Genomic DNA, 16,590 nt, shown 5'->3' with positions numbered 1-16,590 from the left:
CCTCAGAGTTCCGGCACGATGAGATCGGCGACCTCGCCCTCGACATGGAGGGGGGCGCCGGTCATGGCCTGCAATTCGTCCATGGTCATGCCCGCGAGCTTTTCGCGGACCACGAAATGGCCGTTCCGGATGTCAACAACCGCATGGCTGGTATAGACGCGGGTGATGCAGCCGACGCCGGTCAGCGGGAAGGCGCAGCGCTCCACCAGCTTCGGTTCGCCGGTCTTGGTCACATGTTCGGTGATGACGAAAACCTGCTTGGCGCCGTGCACCAGATCCATCGCGCCGCCCACGGCGGGCACGCCCTTGGAGCCGACGCGCCAATTGGCCAGATCGCCGTTCTCGGCCACCTGATAGGCGCCGAGGATGGCCACATCGAGATGGCCGCCGCGCACCATGGCGAAACTGTCGGCATGGTGGAAGAAGGCGGCGCCCGGCTTCAGCGTCACGGCCTTCTTGCCGGCGTTGATCAGGTCCCAGTCTTCCTCGCCAGGCTTGGGCGCCTCGCCGAAATTCAGAATGCCGTTTTCGGTGTGGAAGATCGCCTGCCTGCCCGGCGGCTGGAACTTGGCGACCATTTCCGGAAAGCCGATGCCGAGATTGACATAGGCGCCGTCCTCGATATCCTGTGCGGCGCGCCAGGCGATCTGGGCGTTGGAGAGCTTGATGTCTTCGCGTGTGTCGATGCTCATATATAGGCCACTCCGGCTCGGATGAGCTCTTCTTCCTGTTGCGGGTTGGGGATTTCGACGACCTGATTGACGAAGATGCCGGGGGTCACGACCTGTTCGGGATCGATCTCGCCGGCCTCGACGATCTTCGAGACCTGCACGATCGTGGTCTTGGCCGCCATGCACATCAGCGGATTAAAATTCCGTCCGGCCTTGTTGTAGGTCAGGTTGCCGTGGCGGTCGCCGATATGGCCCTTGACGATGGCGAAATCCGCCTTCAGCCAGCGCTCCTGCACGTAAGAGCGACCGTCGAATTCGGCGATCACCTTGCCATTGGCAAGCTCGGTGCCATAGGCGGTCGGCGTGTAGAAGGCCGGAATGCCGGCGCCGCCGGCGCGGATGCGCTCGGCAAGCGTGCCCTGCGGCACGAGCTCCAGTTCGATCTGGCCGGCCAGATAGCGGTCGGTGAAGGCGCGCGGATCCGACGAGCGCGGAAACGAGCAGATCATCTTTTTGACCATGCCGGCGTCGATCATCGCGGCGATGCCGATGCGGCCATTGCCGGCATTGTTGTTGATCACCGTCAGCCCCATGGGCCGCTGGTCGATCAGCGCGTGAATGAGTTCGATCGGCGCGCCGGAGCCGCCGAAACCGCCGATCATCACGGTCGCGCCATCGCCGATCGCGGCGACGGCGTCAGCCGCGCTGGAAACTGTCTTGTCCATTCGGAACCTCCATCCCGACCGCACGGGATAACCGGTCGGCTTGCAGAGAAGAAATAATCCCGTCCCGGATCGACGTCCATCAAATTGTGCGATATAAGATATTTGTACGATTATCGCACAAATAGACAATGAAGAGGGGCATCGCTATGGCGGAACCGCGCGACATCATGGGCGGCTTGATGAAGGGGCTGAAGGTCATCGAAGCCTTCAGCGCCGAGCGTCCCCGCTTGTCGATCACCGAAGCGGCCACGCTTGCAGGGTTGGATCGCGCCACCACGCGCCGCTGCCTGCTAACTTTGGCCGAAGGCGGATATGCCGATTATGACGGAAAATTCTTCACGCTGACGCCAAGGGTGTTGCGTCTGGGCGTCGGCAGCCTCGCCGCCATGCCGCTTCCCCGCATCGTCCAGCCGGTGCTCGACCGGCTCAGCCAGGAAATCGGCGAAAGCAGTTCCGTCTGTATTCTGGACGAGACTGAAATCGTCTATGTGGCGCGCGCCGCGCAACGGCGGGTCATGTCGATCGCGCTGATGCCGGGCTCGCGCCTACCCGCCTATTGCACCTCCATGGGCCGTATTCTGCTCGCGGCGCTGGATCCGGTCGAGGCCAGGCGTATTCTGGACGCGTCTACCCGCACGCAGCGGACCGAGAGAACGGTGACGGACATTGAGGCGCTGATGACGCTCTTGGGTGGCGTCCGCCGCGACGGCTTCGCGCTCAATGACCAGGAAGTCGAGATCGGTCTGCGCTCGATCGCGGTCCCCCTGCGCAATACCCGAGGACATGTCGTTGCGGCCGTCAATGTCGGACTGGCGGCAGGCGCGGAGACAGCGAAGGCGCTTGAGGACCGCTATTTGCCGTCGCTTCTCGCTGTGCAGGCTGAACTCGCCCGCGTGTTGACGTGAAGAAGCGCGCTCGCGCGCGCTTCCGATAGTAAGCCGCCTAAATATCGAAGAAGATCGTTTCCTTCTCGCCCTGAAGATGGATGTCGAACGTCACGACATCGCCATCCCGCTGGCCGATCAGGGTCGGCACGCGCACGCGATGCTCGATCGTCTTGAGGATCGGGTCTTCCGCATTGGCCTCGGGTTCGTCGGAGAAATACATCCGCGTATTAAGCCCGATATTGATGCCGCGCGCCACGATCCACAAGGTCACATGCGGCGCCATCAGGCGCGGATCCTTGTCGCGGAAGGGAACGCGGCCCGGCTTGATCGTCTGGAAGGAGAATTCGCCACTGTCCATGTCAGCAGGGCAGCGGCCCCAGCCGAAGAAGTTCGGGTCGGCCTTGCCGCGCGTCTCGGACGGACTGTTGTAGAAGCCGTCGGCGTCGGCCTGCCAGATCTCCACCAGCGCATCGCGCAACGGCGTGCCGGTTCCGTCGATCACCCGGCCCTTGATGGTGATGCGCTCGCCGCGTGTCTTGTCGTTGTAAAGCGGACCGGAGCCGAGATCGCTGTCATAGACCCCGTGAATGCCGGTGAAATTCGGCGTGCAGCCGATATGCACATAGGGGCCTGCGGTCTGGGAGGCGGTTTCTTTGAGATAATCGAGCCTCTGCACCATGTCAGTTGCCCTCCTTGCGGTTCTCGAAAAATGTCGAGCGGCGGCCGCGCAGCACGATGTCGAATTTATAGGCGCGCATGTCCATCGGAATGGTCGAATTCATGTCGAGCGGCGCGATCAGTTGCTTGATGGCTTCCTCATCCGGGATCGTCTTGACGATCGGACATTTCCAGATCAGCGGATCGCCCTCGAAATACATCTGCGTGATCAGCCGCTGGGCAAAGCCATGGCCGAACACCGAGAAATGGATATGGGCGGGCCGCCAGTCATTGACCCAGTTCATCCAGGGGTAAGGGCCGGGCTGGATGGTCTTGAACCAGTAGTAACCGTCCTCGTCGGTGATCGTCCGGCCGAAGCCGCCGAAATTGGGATCGAGAGGGGCGAGATAGGTTTCCTTCTTGTGGCGGTAGCGCCCTCCGGCATTGGCCTGCCAGAATTCCACCAGCGCGCCGGCCACGCCCTTGCCGCGCTCGTCGAGCACCCGGCCATGCACGAGAATGCGTTGGCCGATCGCCATTTCGCCTGGCTTGGCGAAATTGACGATCAGGTCGTTATCCAGCTCGTTGAGCATGTTGTGGCCGAAGACGGGGCCGGTGATTTCGCTCTTGGTGCCGTCGAGCGACAGCAGCGCGCGCTGCGGCGAGCGCGCCACCGATGTCTTGTAAAGCGGCGTCAGCGCCGGCGGATGCCAGGCGCGGTCGCGGGCGTAGAAGGCGCCTGTTTCGGGCCTCTGATTGCTGCTCATGCTTTTCCTCCATGAGATTGAGTGGCGTTCATCTCATCCAGCACTTTTTTTATGATTTTGATGGCGTGATTGGCGGCCGGCACGCCGGCATAAATGGCCACATGCAGCATGGCCTCGCGCAGATCTTCGGGCGTCGCGCCGGTATTGGCGGTGGCGCGCACATGCATCGCCACTTCCTCGTCCTGACCGAGCGCGGCCAGAAGCGCGATTGTCACCATCGAGCGCTCGCGCTTGGTCCATTCCGGCCGCGACCAGACATGCCCCCAGGCGGCTTCGGTGATCAGCGCTTGAAAGGGTTCGTCGAAAGCGGTCTTGGCCGCCTCGGCCCTGTCCACATGCGCGTCGCCGAGCACCGAGCGCCGCGTCGCCATGCCTTGCCGATACCGTTCCGTCTGGGAAGCGTCCGTCACTGTTGTCAGTCCTCGTTGATGAAATCGACGATCAGTTCGGCGAGCGCCGCCGGCTGTTCGACGCAGGGAATATGGCCGCAGCCCTCGATGATCTCGAACTGGGCGTCGGGAATGAGAGCGGCCGTCGAGCGCACCAGATCCGGCGGCGTCGAGCCGTCCTGGTCGCCGACGATTGTCAGCACCGGAACGGTGATGGTCGGAGCCACACTGGTGAAGTCGGCGTCGCGAATCGCTGCGCAGGTCGCGGCGTATCCTTCGACCGACTGCCGCGTGAGCATGGTCTTGTAGCCGGCGAGATCATCGGCGCGCTTGGCGTGAAAATCCGGCGTGAACCAAAGCTTCATCACGCCATCGGCGAGCGAGGCAATGCCCTTTTCGGTGACGCCCGCGATCCGCTGGTTCCAGCCGTCGGCCGTGCCGATCTTATGGGCGGTGTCGCAAAGCACGATCTTTTCGATAAGGCCTGGGCGCTGCCGCCAGACCTCCTGGGCGATCAGGCCGCCGACCGAAAGACCGACCAGCGTAACCTTCTTGACCTTCAGGTGGTCGAGAAGGCCGATCAGATCCATGGCGTGATCGCTGATCGAATAGGGCGTGGAGCCGGTCTCCGACAGGCCATGGCCGCGCTTGTCATAGAGCAGAAAGGACCATTCCTCGGCGATTTCGTCGATGAACGGCAGCCAGATGCGGAAATCCGTGCCCAGCGAATTGATCAGCACGACGACGGGATCGTCCTTGGATTCCGTCAGGAATTCGTAATGCAGAACCTGACCGTTGATTTTGGCGAATGCCATGATGCGCTCCTCACTGGGACAAAAGATATCGAATGGTTTTTGACAAGAAAAATGATATTTACGGCGCTATTCATAAGCAGGGAGCTATGAATTGGACAGCCGAATCAAATTTCGCCATCTGCAGACCTTTATAGAGGTCGCGCGACAGAAAAGCGTTGGCCGCGCCGCCGGTGTGCTGGCGATCACCCAGCCGGCCGTCACCCGCACCATCCGCGAATTGGAAGACGCGCTCGGCGTCGACCTGTTTGAAAAGGACGGCCGCGGCATTCGCATCAGCCGGTTCGGCGAGGTCTTTCTCCGCCATGCCGGCGAAAGCGTCGCCGCCGTTCAGCGGGGCGTCGATTCGATCTCGCTCGCCCGCAAGTCGATCGGGCCGCCGGTCCGCATCGGCGCGCTGCCGACCGCCTCCGCCACGTTCCTGCCGGACGCAGTCCATGCCTTTCTGGAGGCCGACACCGGCAGTTCCGTGACCATTGTTTCAGGCGAAAATCGCGTGCTTCTCGATGCGCTCAGGCTCGGCGATCTCGATCTCGTCGTCGGGCGTCTCGCAGCGCCCGAGCGCATGACCGGCCTGCATTTCGAACCGCTGTATACGGAGGAGGTCTGCTTCGTGGTTCGCGCCGACCATCCTCTGACGGCGCGTCCCCACTTCTCGCTCACCGAACTCGTACATTACACGGTGTTGATCCCCCCTTCGGGCGCCGTCATCCGGCCGCTGGTCGACCGCTTCCTCCTGACCAATGGCATCGCCGACCTGCCGCAATCGGTCGAGACCGTGTCGGACAGTTTCGCCCGCGCTTTTCTCGATCGTTTCGACGCTGTCTGGATCATCTCGCGCGGCGTCGCCTCGCCCGATATCGCGGCGGGGCGTCTTGCGCGGCTCGATATCGACACGTCCGAGACGCGGGGCGCCGTCGGCCTGACCAAGCGCGCCGACCGTGACCCGAGCCTCGCGCTGTCGATCATGATCACCACGATCCGCGACCATGTGCGATCGGCTGTGGATCGCTTCTGAGCGCCGCGAAAACGTCTGATTTCTGTCATTGGCCTGTCGCCCGCGAGCGTCATGGATCGGGCGCGATTTGGAGACGACGCCATGACCGTAGCCCTGATGATCATAGACATGCAGATTGATGCGCTTGAGGCGCTGCCGTCCACGCGCGTGGAGCAGTTGGTCGAGCGGCAGAACCGGCTTGCTGGCGCTTTTCGCGCGCGCGGTCTGGCAGTGATCATGGTCGGCGGCGAGTTCAAGGCCGATCTCAGCGACGCGTTCCTGGAAATGCGGCGCAAGCAGGTTTCGGTTTCGATCGAGGGAACGCCCGGCGTAGCCCTTCATCCGGCGCTTGAGCGCGACGCTGGCGATATCGAGATTGTCAAAAAACGCTATAGCACCTTCTTCCGCACCAATCTCGACGAAATCCTCGCCGAACGCGGCGTCACCAGGTTGGTGCTGACTGGCGTCAACACCCATGCCTGTATCCGCATGGCCGCGATCGACGCCTATCAGCGCGATCTCGATGTGGTCATCGTCGAGGACGCTGTGGCGTCTTATGACGATCAGCACGCCTCGGTGTCGCTGCGCTATATGACCGACAAGATCGCCGCCGTCATGAGCGCCGATAGCGCGATCGCCGCGCTGCCGGCCTGGATGACCAGTCAGAACTCTGAAATACGCCAGGCAATGTAAAGAAGAGCGCCGGCGATCACCCAGAGCGCGACGCGGCCGGAGCGGGAGTGTCGCGCTTCGGACCTGCCGATCTTTTCGGCGGTCTCGGCGTCGAATTTCAGTCCATGCTCAGTCATGTCGGTGATGTTGACGGCGAGCTTCTCGACGCGGGCGGCGATCTCCGGCACGGCTTCGGCGATGCGCATCGCCGCCTTCAAACCGTCCTTCAAGTCGCCGACAATGCGCTTGGGACCGAGATTGTCGCGGATCCAGGATCCGACCACCGGTTCGGACGCCTTCCACATATTGAAATGCGGATCGAGAGAACGGGCCACGCCTTCGACCACGACCATGGTCTTCTGCAGCATGATCAGTTCGGAGCGCGTCTCCATGTCGAACAGTTCGGTCACTTCGAACAGCAGCGTCAGCAGTTTCGCCATGGAAATCGTGTCGGCCGGTTGGCCGTGGATCGGCTCGCCAATGGCGCGGATGGCTTGCGCGAAGGAGGCGTGATTGTGATGGGCAGGCACATAGCCGGCTTCGAAATGCACATCCGCCACGCGCTGGTAATCGCGGGTGATGAAGCCGAACAGGATTTCGGCGAGGAAGCGACGTTCCTTCTTTCCGAGCCGTCCGACAATGCCCATGTCGACGGCGACGACGACTCCCTCGGGATCGACGAACAGATTGCCCTGGTGCATGTCGGCATGGAAAAAGCCGTCGCGCAGCGTATGGCGCAGAAAGCTCTGCATCAAAGTCTGGGCCAGCGTCGACAGATCATGGCCTGCCGCCTTCAGCCCGGCGATATCGGACATCTTGACGCCGTCGATCCATTCCATGGTCACGACGTCGCGGCCGGTGCGTTCCCAATCGACCTTGGGGACCCGGAAGCCGGGGTCATTGACCGTATTCTCGTCGAGTTCGGAGAGCGCGGCCGCCTCAAGCCGGAGATCCATCTCGATCTTGGTGGTCTGCTCGAGCGTCTTGGCGACTTCCACTGGTCGCAGGCGGCGAGCGGGCGGATAGAATCGCTCCTGCAGATGCGCCACCACGAAATTGGTTTCGAGGTCGCGGGCGAAGCGCTCGCGCACGCCCGGTCGGATGACTTTGACGGCCACCTTGCGGCGCCCTCCGTCCTTGTCGATCACAATGGCCGGATGCACCTGCGCCATCGAGGCGGCGGCGACCGGCGGCAGGAATTCCTCAAACAGATCCTCGATGCTGCGGCCGAGCGAATCCTCGATCTGTCGCCTGGCGGCCTCCATCGGAAAGGTCGACATCCGGTCCTGCAAAAGCGCCAGATCGGCGGCGAAATCCTTGCCCACCACGTCGGGGCGCGTGGCGAGGAATTGACCGATCTTCACATAGGACGGGCCCAGCCGGTCGACGGCGCGGGCAAGATTGTCCGATTGCGCCGACGTCTTCGCCCGCTTCTTGGCGAGCAGTCCGGCCAGCGAATGGCCGAAGCGCAGAATGGCTGGCAGGTGATCGGCGGGCAGGGCGGAGATCACGCCCTCGCGCGTCAGCACCCAACCGAGATTGATCAGGCGCAGATAAGCTCCGGCAGTGCTCATGAGATCAAAGCTTCCAGCCGGAATGCAGGCAGGCGATGCCGCCGGAATAATTGGTGTAGGCAGCGCGCGAGAAGCCGGCCTTGGTGATCATCTCGGCAAAATCCCGCTGATTGGGGAATTTGCGGATCGATTCCACCAGATACTGATAGGGTTCGGCCTCGCCCGTCACCGCCTTGCCGATCTGCGGAATGGCGTTGAACGACCAGGCGTCATAAACCCGATCGAGCAGCGGCATTTCGACTTCGGAAAATTCGAGCACCAGCAGGCGACCGCCGCGCTTGAGCACGCGATGGGCTTCCGACAGCGCGACATCGATGCGCGGCACATTGCGGATGCCGAAAGCGATCGTATAGGCGTCGAATGTGTTGGCCTCGAACGGCAGTTCCTCGGCGTTCGCCTCGACGAAAGTCAGATTGCCCGCCAGTCCCTTTTTCTCGGCGCGTTCCGCGCCCACGCCGAGCATCGAGCCGTTGATGTCAAGCACGGTCGCCTGCGCCAGCCGTCCGGAAGCCTCGATGATGCGGAAGGCGATATCGCCGGTGCCGCCGGCGACGTCCAGCACTTTGTAGTCTGCGCTTTTGCGCGGATTGAGGGCTGAGATCATCGCGTCCTTCCAGACGCGGTGCAGGCCGGCCGACATCAGGTCGTTCATGATGTCATAGCGTTTGGCAACCTTGTGGAACACGTCATTGACCAGGCTCTGCTTTTCGCCGGGATTGACCTGGCGAAAACCATAGGATGTTTCCATGCCGCCATCGGCGCTTGCGCGTTCCGTCGTCATGTGGCGCTCCACTTCTGTCTTTTTTGTCTTTTTGCTTTACAATGGTCGAACCATACCGGATCGGTCCCGCCGACGCCATAGCCGAGCGGCGCAAAATGGTCGCGGGCAGATTGTTGCGCGCGACACAAAAAGGCTTCGCACAGGCTTTGCCGGGCATATTGCGGTCACGTTGTCGTGTTGAGGCTGTCGCTTTCCCTGATCGCGATAGGTGATTAACGGAACGGAAAGATCGTCCCGGGATAACCGATATTGGAATTTCTGAGTAACCACTTCATGGCCAGCACATTGTCGTCCCCGTTCCGCTCAGCTCTGGCCGCTTTCGGCCTTCTTTCGCTTGCGGCGCTTGCCGGCTGCACGACATCAGCGCTCGACATCGAGCCGGACACGTCCATTTCGCCCAAGCTCGCCCGCGAGATCCGCGCCAAAGGTTTTCGCGAGGAGGATCCGGTGCTCATCCGCATCTTCAAGGCGGAAAGCGAATTCGAGGTCTGGAAGAAGAAACCGTCCGGCCAATATGCGCTGTTTAAGACCTATCCGATCTGTCGATGGTCGGGGAAACTGGGCCCCAAGAAGAAGATCGGAGATAGGCAGGCGCCGGAGGGCTTTTACAATGTCTCCCTCGGCCTGCTGAATCCGAAGTCGCAGTTCTACCTGTCTTTCAATCTCGGCTACCCCAACCGGCTGGAAAGTGCGCTGGGCTATACGGGTGAAGCGCTCATGGTGCATGGCGCCTGTTCGTCGTCGGGTTGTTTCGCGCTCACCGACCAGCAGATGGCGGAAATCTACCCGCTCGTGAAGGCGGCGCTGAGAGCTGGCCAGCCGTCCTTCCAGGTCCAGTCCTACCCATTCCGCATGACGCCTGACAATATGGCCCGGCATGCGGGCGATCCCAATATGGCGTTCTGGCGGGCGATCAAACTCGGCTATGATTCCTTCGAGACAACGCGTCGCGAACCTGCTGTCGGCGCTTGCTCCGGCCGCTACGTGTTCAACCAGCCGGCCGAAAGCCTGCCCGCCAATCCGCTCGCGCCCTGCCTCACCGAACCGGCGCTGGCGTCCGCCCCGCTCTCCATGCCTGCGGCGTCGACTGCGTATGCCTATCAGGACGGCGGCATGCATAAGAGTTTCCGCGAACTCCTGTCGCGCTACGGCGAAAAACGCATGGCGGCCAAGATATCGGTTCGCAAATACCCGATCAGCCGTCCCGGCGCGGCGCTCGCCGATCCCTATCAGCCCGCAACCGATTGATCGGCCGGGCTGGCGGGGGGCGTTCGGCTTGTCTATATAGACGGCGACAGTCACCTGCCCGAGAAAGCCGCCGACCATGCCCGAATTGCCTGAAGTGGAGACCGTGCGCCGCGGGCTCGCGCCCTTCATGGAAAAGGCGCGCATCGACCGCGTGACGCTCAACAGGCCCGATCTCCGATTTCCTTTTCCCGAAGGCTTCGTCGACACTCTTCAGGGACGCCGCATCGAGGCGTTGGGGCGACGAGCCAAATATCTTCTCATTCATATCGAGGGCGGCTCAACTGTCATCGCCCATCTCGGCATGTCCGGCTCGTTCCGGATCGAGGCGGAAGAGCGCGCAGCGCCCGGCGAATTCCATCATCCCCGCTCTAAGGACGCGGCCCATGATCATGTGGTCTTCGACCTCGCGGGCGAGGCGGGGCCGGTCCGTATCGTCTATAACGATCCCCGGCGGTTCGGCTTCATGCATCTATGGAGCGCGCCGCTGCTTGACGATTACCCATCTTTCCAGGGGCTGGGGCCGGAACCGACAGGCAATCTCTTGTCGGCGGATTATCTCGCCACCCGCTTCAAGGGGCGCAAGCAGCCGCTGAAAAGCGCGCTCCTCGACCAGAAGATCATCGCCGGCCTCGGCAATATCTATGTTTGCGAGGCCATGCACCGCGCCGGTCTGTCGCCGGAGACCCCGGTCGGCGCGCTTGTCGACGCCAGAGGCGCGCCGAAAGCTGGGTTGTCGAGATTGTCGGACGACATCCGCGCGGTGATCGCCGAGGCGATCGAGGCGGGCGGCTCGTCGCTGCGCGACCATATCCAGACCGACGGCTCGCTTGGCTATTTCCAGCATCGTTTCCGCGTCTATGACCGTGAGGGGCAGACTTGCCCGACGCCGGGCTGCGCGGGAACTGTCGGCCGCATCGTCCAGGCCGGCCGCTCGACCTTCTTTTGCTCTGAATGCCAGATTTAAAATCGGGAACATCACATGGCTTATGAAACGCTGATCGTCGAAACCCGCGGAGCCGTCGGCCTCGTGACACTCAACCGACCCCAGGCGCTGAATGCGCTGAATGCAAAGCTGCTCGAAGAGCTTGTCGACGCGCTCTCTGCGTTTGCCGTCGATGACGCTGTGCGCGCCGTGGTGATGACCGGCTCCGAAAAGGCGTTTGCGGCAGGCGCCGACATCAAAGAGATGAAGGACCTTACTTACACGGAAGCCTATGGCGCCGACTACGCCGCCGGCTGGGATCGCGTCACCGGCTTCCGCAAGCCGTTGATCGCCGCGGTCGCAGGCTTTGCGCTTGGCGGCGGTTGCGAAGTGGCGATGATGGCCGACTTCATCATCGCCGCCGACACCGCCAAATTCGGCCAGCCGGAAATCACGCTCGGCATCCTGCCCGGCATGGGCGGCACACAGCGCCTGGCGCGCGCTGTCGGCAAGGCCAAGGCCATGGACATGGTCCTGACGGGCCGCCTGATTGACGCTCAGGAGGCCGAGCGCATTGGGCTTGTGGCGCGCGTCGTGCCAGCCGACCGCCTCCTGGACGAGGCGCTTGCGGCGGCCGAAAAGATCGCGTCCTTCTCTGGTCCTTCGGTGATGATGGCCAAGGAGAGCGTCAACCGCGCCTTCGAGACCACGCTCGCCGAAGGGTTGCGCTTCGAGCGGCGCCTGTTCCATTCGCTGTTTGCGACGGATGACCAGAAGGAAGGCATGACGGCCTTTGTGGAGAAGCGTAAGCCGGCCTTCCGGCATCGCTGAAACGGGACTCGTCATGCGCGCAACCGCCACAGATTCTTTTGCCGGGATCATTGACGCACGGGCGGTTTGGCGCTATACGCCGCCCACAGTTTGAAAAGCCGTCTATTCGGCTTTTCTGGATGCTCCCTCATTGCCCGGCATTGAGGCCGTACCCCGGAAGGGTCCACGGCAAAGGGGCATGTCGGACAGGATCGAATTTAGAGAGGCATACATGGCCAATACCACTTCGGCGAAAAAAGCGACCCGCAAGATCGCCCGCCGCACGGACGTTAATAAGTCGCGTCGCTCGCGTATGCGCAACTTCATCCGCAAGGTCGAGGAAGCAATCGCTTCTGGCGATAAGACCGCAGCGGAAGCCGCTCTCAAGGCTGCTCAGCCTGAGTTGCAGCGCGCCGCGACCAAGGGTGTCGTTCATCGCAACACCGCATCCCGCAAGGTCTCTCGTCTTGCCCAGCGCGTGAACTCGATCGGCGCCTGATCACAGCAAATATTGCTTTCTAAAATGGCCTGGCGTTCGCGCCGGGCCTTTTGTCGTTCTCCGGAATCGTCGTCCGAAGTTCGTCAAATTGTCACGAGATCTGACATTTGTAACATTTCGGAGAGCTTGTGAGAGGCGTAAATAATATATGAATTTCAATGGCTTGCGGGAGGTGTCTTTTGTTGCTCGCGCCTTTCCCTGCGGCAGCGTCCGAATAAATCGAGTCAAGTGAATTTTTTATTTTTTTGTTTGTGACGCCCCCAAAACTGGCTCTTTCGGGAATCCTATTGATTTGGCTGCGATTCTCTTTTGGGGGTCCCGGGTGCGGATTGAGCTTCGCGAAAGTCAACGGTTTTCTCTTAAGATTGGGTAAAAAAGGCGATTGATCTTGCCGGCCGATCTTGCCTAAATGAAATCCACGGAGACAGGAAAAACCGGTGAAGACAGTTAGGACGCATCGGTAAACCAAGCTCCGGCCTCGGGCGGAAGCATCGCTCAATCCTCGACCGACAGGCATGCCAAGGGTCGACTCATCCGAGTCATCCCGCGCTATTCTGTCGACATGTCGCGGAGAGTGTTTCGACGAGGCGAGTGCGTAAATCCCGCATTTTCCAGGGACAGGGAATGCAGGGAACAGTGTGAGTAAATGAGCGTTAGATCCTGATCGTCAAGCCCAACGAGGCCCGTCAAACTTTTCGCGTCCTGAAATGGCTGCGAATTGGCGGATGAGCCTGACTTTCAGGAGGACGGACGATGAGTCGCGGAGTGTTCCGTGGCCGTCGTTCTTGGCGTGAAAAAAGGCGGCGACATGCAAATGACAATGACAGAAAAGGGCGCGTTCTCATCGGGAGACGCTCTCATAACAGCAGCCAATGCTGGCGCGGATGCGGGGGACACCGGCATGAAGAGCGACGCCTTGTTCGAGCGTTTCAGCGCGCGACTCAAGGCCAAGGTCGGGCCCGAGGTCTATGCCAGCTGGTTTGGCCGGCTGAAGATCCATTCGGTTTCGAAGAGCGTTGTGCGCCTCTCGGTGCCGACGACCTTCTTGAAGTCGTGGATCAACAATCGTTATCTCGACATGATGACGACCCTTCTTCAGGAAGAAGACGCCAACATCCTCAAGGTCGAAATTCTCGTTAGGTCCGCCGCACGTCCCTCTCGCCCGATTATGGCGGATGAAGCTGGCGCGAACCTTGCCGATCCGTCGCCCGCTGCCCAGCCGCAGCGCCGGGGCTCCAGTTCCTACCCTGCCCAACCGCTGCACATGACGTCGCCGCAGGCCCAGCAAACCGCCAGCCGCGCGGCCCCCGCCCAGCAGAGCACGCTGTTTGGCTCGCCCCTCGACAGCCGCTACACATTCCAGAGCTTCGTAGAAGGCTCGTCCAACCGCGTTGCGCTCGCCGCCGCCAAGACGATCGCCGAATCGGGCGCGGGCGCAGTGCGCTTCAATCCGCTCTTCATTCATTCGAGCGTCGGTCTCGGCAAGACTCACCTCTTGCAGGCCATTGCCGCCGCGGCGCTGTCGAACCCGCGTAATCCGCGCGTGGTCTATCTGACGGCCGAATATTTCATGTGGCGTTTCGCCACCGCCATCCGCGACAACGACGCGCTGACGCTGAAGGAATCGCTCCGCAACATCGACATTCTGATCATCGACGACATGCAGTTCCTGCAGGGCAAGCTGATCCAGAACGAGTTCTGCCATCTGCTCAATATGCTGCTCGACAGCGCCAAGCAGGTGGTCGTGGCCGCTGACCGCGCGCCCTGGGAACTCGAATCGCTCGATCCGCGCGTCCGCTCCCGCCTGCAGGGCGGTGTGGCCATCGAGATCGAAGGTCCCGATTTTGAAATGCGTCTGGAAATGATGAAGATCCGGCTGGCCCAGGCCCGCACCGAAGATCCGGGCATCGACATTCCCGAACATATTCTTCGCCATGTCGCCGAAAACGTCACCGCCTCTGGCCGCGAGTTGGAAGGCGCCTTCAACCAGCTGATTTTCCGCCGCTCCTTCGAGCCGGACCTGTCGCTTGAGCGAGTCGACGAACTGCTGGCGCATCTTGTCGGGGCCGGCGAGCCCAAGCGGGTGCGAATCGAAGACATCCAGCGCATCGTCGCGCGGCACTACAATGTCTCGCGCCAGGAACTGGTGTCCAACCGCCGCACCCGCGTGATCGTGAAGCCGCGCCAGGTGGCGATGTATCTGTCCAAGACCCTGACGCCGCGTTCCTTCCCGGAAATTGGTCGTCGCTTTGGCGGACGCGACCATACGACGGTTCTGCACGCCGTGCGCAAGATCGAAGAACTTCTGTCCTCCGACCAGAAATTGTCGCAGGAAGTCGAACTGCTGCGCCGCCTTATCAATGAGTGATCAATCCTTGGCTTCGACGCTCCGCGCCACCCTGTCGATGTATGACATGGAAGGCCCGGTGCGCGAGGCCAATGACCGGCTTTGGACCGCCCTTGCGCAGAGACTTCGCAAGGGCGGTCTTTCCGTCTCAGACGCGCTGGATCGCAAGTCGCATTATCATGCGGTCTGGAGCGAGCCGGACCTGATCTTCTCACAGACCTGCGGCTATCCCTATGTCATGGAGCTCCGGGACAGGGTGCGCCTGGTCGCCACGCCGATTTACGAGTTCAAGGGTGGTGAGGGGACGGAGCGCGCCAGCTTCGTTATCGCCCATGAGGCCCATCCGGGTCGGACGCTTGAGGATTTCCGTGGACGCCGCGCTGCGATCAATGACTGGATGTCGAATTCCGGCATGAACCTGTTTCGCGCCGCGCTCGCGCCCTTGGCGAAGGGCCAGCCCTTTCTCGGCTCGATCATGGTCAGCGGCGGTCATGTCGCCTCCATCGACGCCGTGCGCGACGGCCTGGCCGAGATTGCTTCGGTCGACACTGTCACCTGGGGGTTGCTTGAGAAGCATGCGCCGGAACGGCTGGCTGGCGTGCGAATCGTGGCGGAGACGCCCCGCGGCCCCGGACTTCCCTTCATCACGCGCGGCGCGACGAGCGACGAGGAACTCGCTCTGATCCAATCGGCTCTTGCCGATGTCATCGGCGATTCGGCCAATGCCGCCATACTCGCGGCGCTCGGTCTGAAGGGCGTCGCCATCCTCACGGACGGCGACTACCAGAGGCTCGACGATTTCCGTCGTCAGGCCGAAGAGCAGGGCTACCCGACCCTGGCCTGATCGCCCACGATCACCCTCTCCGGATGATGCGGATGCACCGGCTCATGATGCGCGCGGAAGAAATAGCGCCGCGCCACTTCCCAATAGCCGTTATAAACAAGGCCGCCATTCAGCCGGATGAAGGCGTCGCGCTCGGCCTTGTACAGCGCCGGGATCTTGTACCAGGCCAGTTGCGGACGGCTGTGATGCACGATGTGGAGATTGTTGTGCAGAAACAGCAATCCGAACGCCGGCGTATTCTCCACGATCGCAGTCCGCTCCTCTTTCTCCCCGGCATAGCGGTGCTCCGCAAAGGAGCGCAGCCTGGAAAAAGCGAGGCCGGCATAGACGAAGGCGGTGAGATAGATCCAGAGCGGCATGCCGCAGACGCTGATCACCCAGACGAAGACGATAGCCGCGCCCACCATATGCCGGAGCCACAGGCCGAGATTGCGCCGATCGCCCTTGACCATCAGCGCTGTCTCCGAGCCGAACAAGGCTGCGACAGCGATCAGCGGGCCGAGGATCAACCGCCCCGGCAAGGTGTTGTTGAGCGTGGCGAGCAGCCGTCCCGCCGCGCCGGTCCGCGCCCAGTGCTCGCCGGTGAAGTAATAGGTTTCCGGATCCTCGATCGGATCGGTGAGCCAGTCGTCGTTGTGATGCTTGAGATGCGAGCGCTTGTAGAGCCGGTAAGGCAGCCAGATCGAGATCGGCGGCCAGCCTATGGCGTCGTTGATCACCCTGAAGCGGGTGGGGTGCCCATGCAGCACCTCATGTTGAAGGGAGCCGTGCCAGGCGATGATCCAGCCGCCGAGCGCGAAGAGCAGGGGATAGGGGAGAGCGGCCCAGAAGAAGGTCAAAAGCCCCCAGCCGCCATATATGACGACAGCGAGGAGCATGGTGGGCCATTCGATGGATTTGCGGATACGTTTCGCGCCGCCCGCAGAGGCGCCTTCGAGTGTGTGGGATGACATGAAAATCGATAGTCTAGAAATCAGGTTCCGAACGC

18 protein-coding genes are annotated in these 16,590 nt (G+C 61.7%); 9 read left to right on the top strand and 9 right to left on the bottom strand.

Going from position 1 to position 16,590, the window contains the following annotated elements:
- Window positions 1–2: 2 nt before the first annotated feature.
- Complete coding sequence (locus M2360_RS02055) at window positions 3–692, bottom strand: 3-oxoacid CoA-transferase subunit B (protein ID WP_280772701.1); 690 nt, start codon at window positions 690–692, stop codon at window positions 3–5.
- A complete protein-coding gene (locus tag M2360_RS02050) occupies window positions 689–1,396 on the bottom strand; it encodes a 3-oxoacid CoA-transferase subunit A (protein ID WP_280772700.1) in 708 nt (235 codons plus the stop codon). The genes M2360_RS02055 and M2360_RS02050 overlap by 4 nt, the downstream gene beginning before the upstream one ends.
- 140 nt (window positions 1,397–1,536) lie before the next feature.
- Here M2360_RS02050 and M2360_RS02045 point away from each other — a divergent pair, with 140 nt between their 5' ends.
- Window positions 1,537–2,301 carry an IclR family transcriptional regulator C-terminal domain-containing protein gene (locus M2360_RS02045; protein ID WP_280773067.1) on the top strand — a complete coding sequence of 255 codons (765 nt, stop codon included), beginning with the start codon at window positions 1,537–1,539 and terminating at the stop codon, window positions 2,299–2,301.
- A 37-nt stretch (window positions 2,302–2,338) separates the two neighbouring features.
- Here M2360_RS02045 and pcaG read toward each other — a convergent pair whose 3' ends face one another.
- Genes pcaG through pcaD form a run of 4 tightly spaced genes read right to left on the bottom strand, consistent with a single transcriptional unit; the run spans window position 2,339 to window position 4,911 of the window.
- Window positions 2,339–2,962: a protocatechuate 3,4-dioxygenase subunit alpha gene (pcaG, locus tag M2360_RS02040; RefSeq protein ID WP_280772699.1), complete on the bottom strand. Its 624-nt coding sequence runs from the start codon at window positions 2,960–2,962 to the stop codon at window positions 2,339–2,341.
- Window position 2,963: 1 nt separating this feature from the next.
- Window positions 2,964–3,707, bottom strand: a complete 744-nt coding sequence (gene pcaH / locus M2360_RS02035; protein ID WP_280772698.1) for a protocatechuate 3,4-dioxygenase subunit beta — start codon at window positions 3,705–3,707, stop codon at window positions 2,964–2,966.
- Complete coding sequence (gene pcaC, locus M2360_RS02030) at window positions 3,704–4,117, bottom strand: 4-carboxymuconolactone decarboxylase (protein WP_280772697.1); 414 nt, start codon at window positions 4,115–4,117, stop codon at window positions 3,704–3,706. The genes pcaH and pcaC overlap by 4 nt, the downstream gene beginning before the upstream one ends.
- Before the next feature lie 5 nt (window positions 4,118–4,122).
- On the bottom strand, window positions 4,123–4,911 hold the full coding sequence (gene pcaD / locus M2360_RS02025; protein ID WP_280772696.1) for a 3-oxoadipate enol-lactonase: 789 nt from the start codon (window positions 4,909–4,911) through the stop codon (window positions 4,123–4,125).
- Window positions 4,912–5,002: 91 nt separating this feature from the next.
- On the opposite strand from pcaD, the gene pcaQ reads away from it, so the two are divergent.
- On the top strand, window positions 5,003–5,926 hold the full coding sequence (pcaQ, locus tag M2360_RS02020; protein WP_280772695.1) for a pca operon transcription factor PcaQ: 924 nt from the start codon (window positions 5,003–5,005) through the stop codon (window positions 5,924–5,926).
- A gap of 81 nt (window positions 5,927–6,007) precedes the next feature.
- Window positions 6,008–6,598: an isochorismatase family cysteine hydrolase gene (locus M2360_RS02015; RefSeq protein WP_280772694.1), complete on the top strand. Its 591-nt coding sequence runs from the start codon at window positions 6,008–6,010 to the stop codon at window positions 6,596–6,598.
- Here the strand turns inward: M2360_RS02015 and ubiB are convergent.
- On the bottom strand, window positions 6,568–8,151 hold the full coding sequence (ubiB, locus tag M2360_RS02010; RefSeq protein ID WP_280772693.1) for a 2-polyprenylphenol 6-hydroxylase: 1,584 nt from the start codon (window positions 8,149–8,151) through the stop codon (window positions 6,568–6,570). The two genes, M2360_RS02015 and ubiB, sit on opposite strands and share 31 nt — an antisense overlap.
- Window positions 8,152–8,155: 4 nt before the next feature.
- Window positions 8,156–8,932, bottom strand: coding sequence for a bifunctional demethylmenaquinone methyltransferase/2-methoxy-6-polyprenyl-1,4-benzoquinol methylase UbiE (gene ubiE / locus M2360_RS02005; protein ID WP_280772692.1), 777 nt, complete (start codon window positions 8,930–8,932; stop codon window positions 8,156–8,158).
- A 249-nt stretch (window positions 8,933–9,181) separates the two neighbouring features.
- Here ubiE and M2360_RS02000 point away from each other — a divergent pair, with 249 nt between their 5' ends.
- The 6 genes from M2360_RS02000 (at window position 9,182) to M2360_RS01975 (ending at window position 15,602) form a co-directional block, all read left to right on the top strand.
- Entirely contained in the window at window positions 9,182–10,180 is a 999-nt protein-coding gene (locus M2360_RS02000) for a murein L,D-transpeptidase family protein (RefSeq protein WP_280772691.1), read from the top strand.
- 76 nt (window positions 10,181–10,256) lie between these two features.
- Window positions 10,257–11,144 (top strand): bifunctional DNA-formamidopyrimidine glycosylase/DNA-(apurinic or apyrimidinic site) lyase, encoded by an 888-nt coding sequence (gene mutM, locus M2360_RS01995; RefSeq protein ID WP_280772690.1) that lies wholly within the window; start codon window positions 10,257–10,259, stop codon window positions 11,142–11,144.
- A gap of 15 nt (window positions 11,145–11,159) precedes the next feature.
- Window positions 11,160–11,933 (top strand): enoyl-CoA hydratase, encoded by a 774-nt coding sequence (locus M2360_RS01990; protein WP_280772689.1) that lies wholly within the window; start codon window positions 11,160–11,162, stop codon window positions 11,931–11,933.
- A gap of 211 nt (window positions 11,934–12,144) precedes the next feature.
- The gene (gene rpsT, locus M2360_RS01985) at window positions 12,145–12,411 is read left to right on the top strand and encodes a 30S ribosomal protein S20 (protein ID WP_280772687.1); all 267 of its coding nucleotides are present in this window, start codon (window positions 12,145–12,147) and stop codon (window positions 12,409–12,411) included.
- A gap of 808 nt (window positions 12,412–13,219) precedes the next feature.
- Entirely contained in the window at window positions 13,220–14,779 is a 1,560-nt protein-coding gene (dnaA, locus tag M2360_RS01980) for a chromosomal replication initiator protein DnaA (protein ID WP_280773066.1), read from the top strand.
- A gap of 7 nt (window positions 14,780–14,786) precedes the next feature.
- Window positions 14,787–15,602 (top strand): PhnD/SsuA/transferrin family substrate-binding protein, encoded by an 816-nt coding sequence (locus tag M2360_RS01975; protein ID WP_280772686.1) that lies wholly within the window; start codon window positions 14,787–14,789, stop codon window positions 15,600–15,602.
- Here M2360_RS01975 and M2360_RS01970 read toward each other — a convergent pair.
- Window positions 15,584–16,555 carry a fatty acid desaturase gene (locus M2360_RS01970; protein WP_280772685.1) on the bottom strand — a complete coding sequence of 324 codons (972 nt, stop codon included), beginning with the start codon at window positions 16,553–16,555 and terminating at the stop codon, window positions 15,584–15,586. The two genes, M2360_RS01975 and M2360_RS01970, sit on opposite strands and share 19 nt — an antisense overlap.
- Window positions 16,556–16,590 lie beyond the last annotated feature (35 nt).

The sequence above is a fragment of the Rhizobium sp. SG_E_25_P2 genome, assembly GCF_029892285.1.
GTDB lineage: Bacteria > Pseudomonadota > Alphaproteobacteria > Rhizobiales > Rhizobiaceae > Rhizobium_E.
This window is presented reverse-complemented; position numbering and strand designations above follow the sequence as displayed.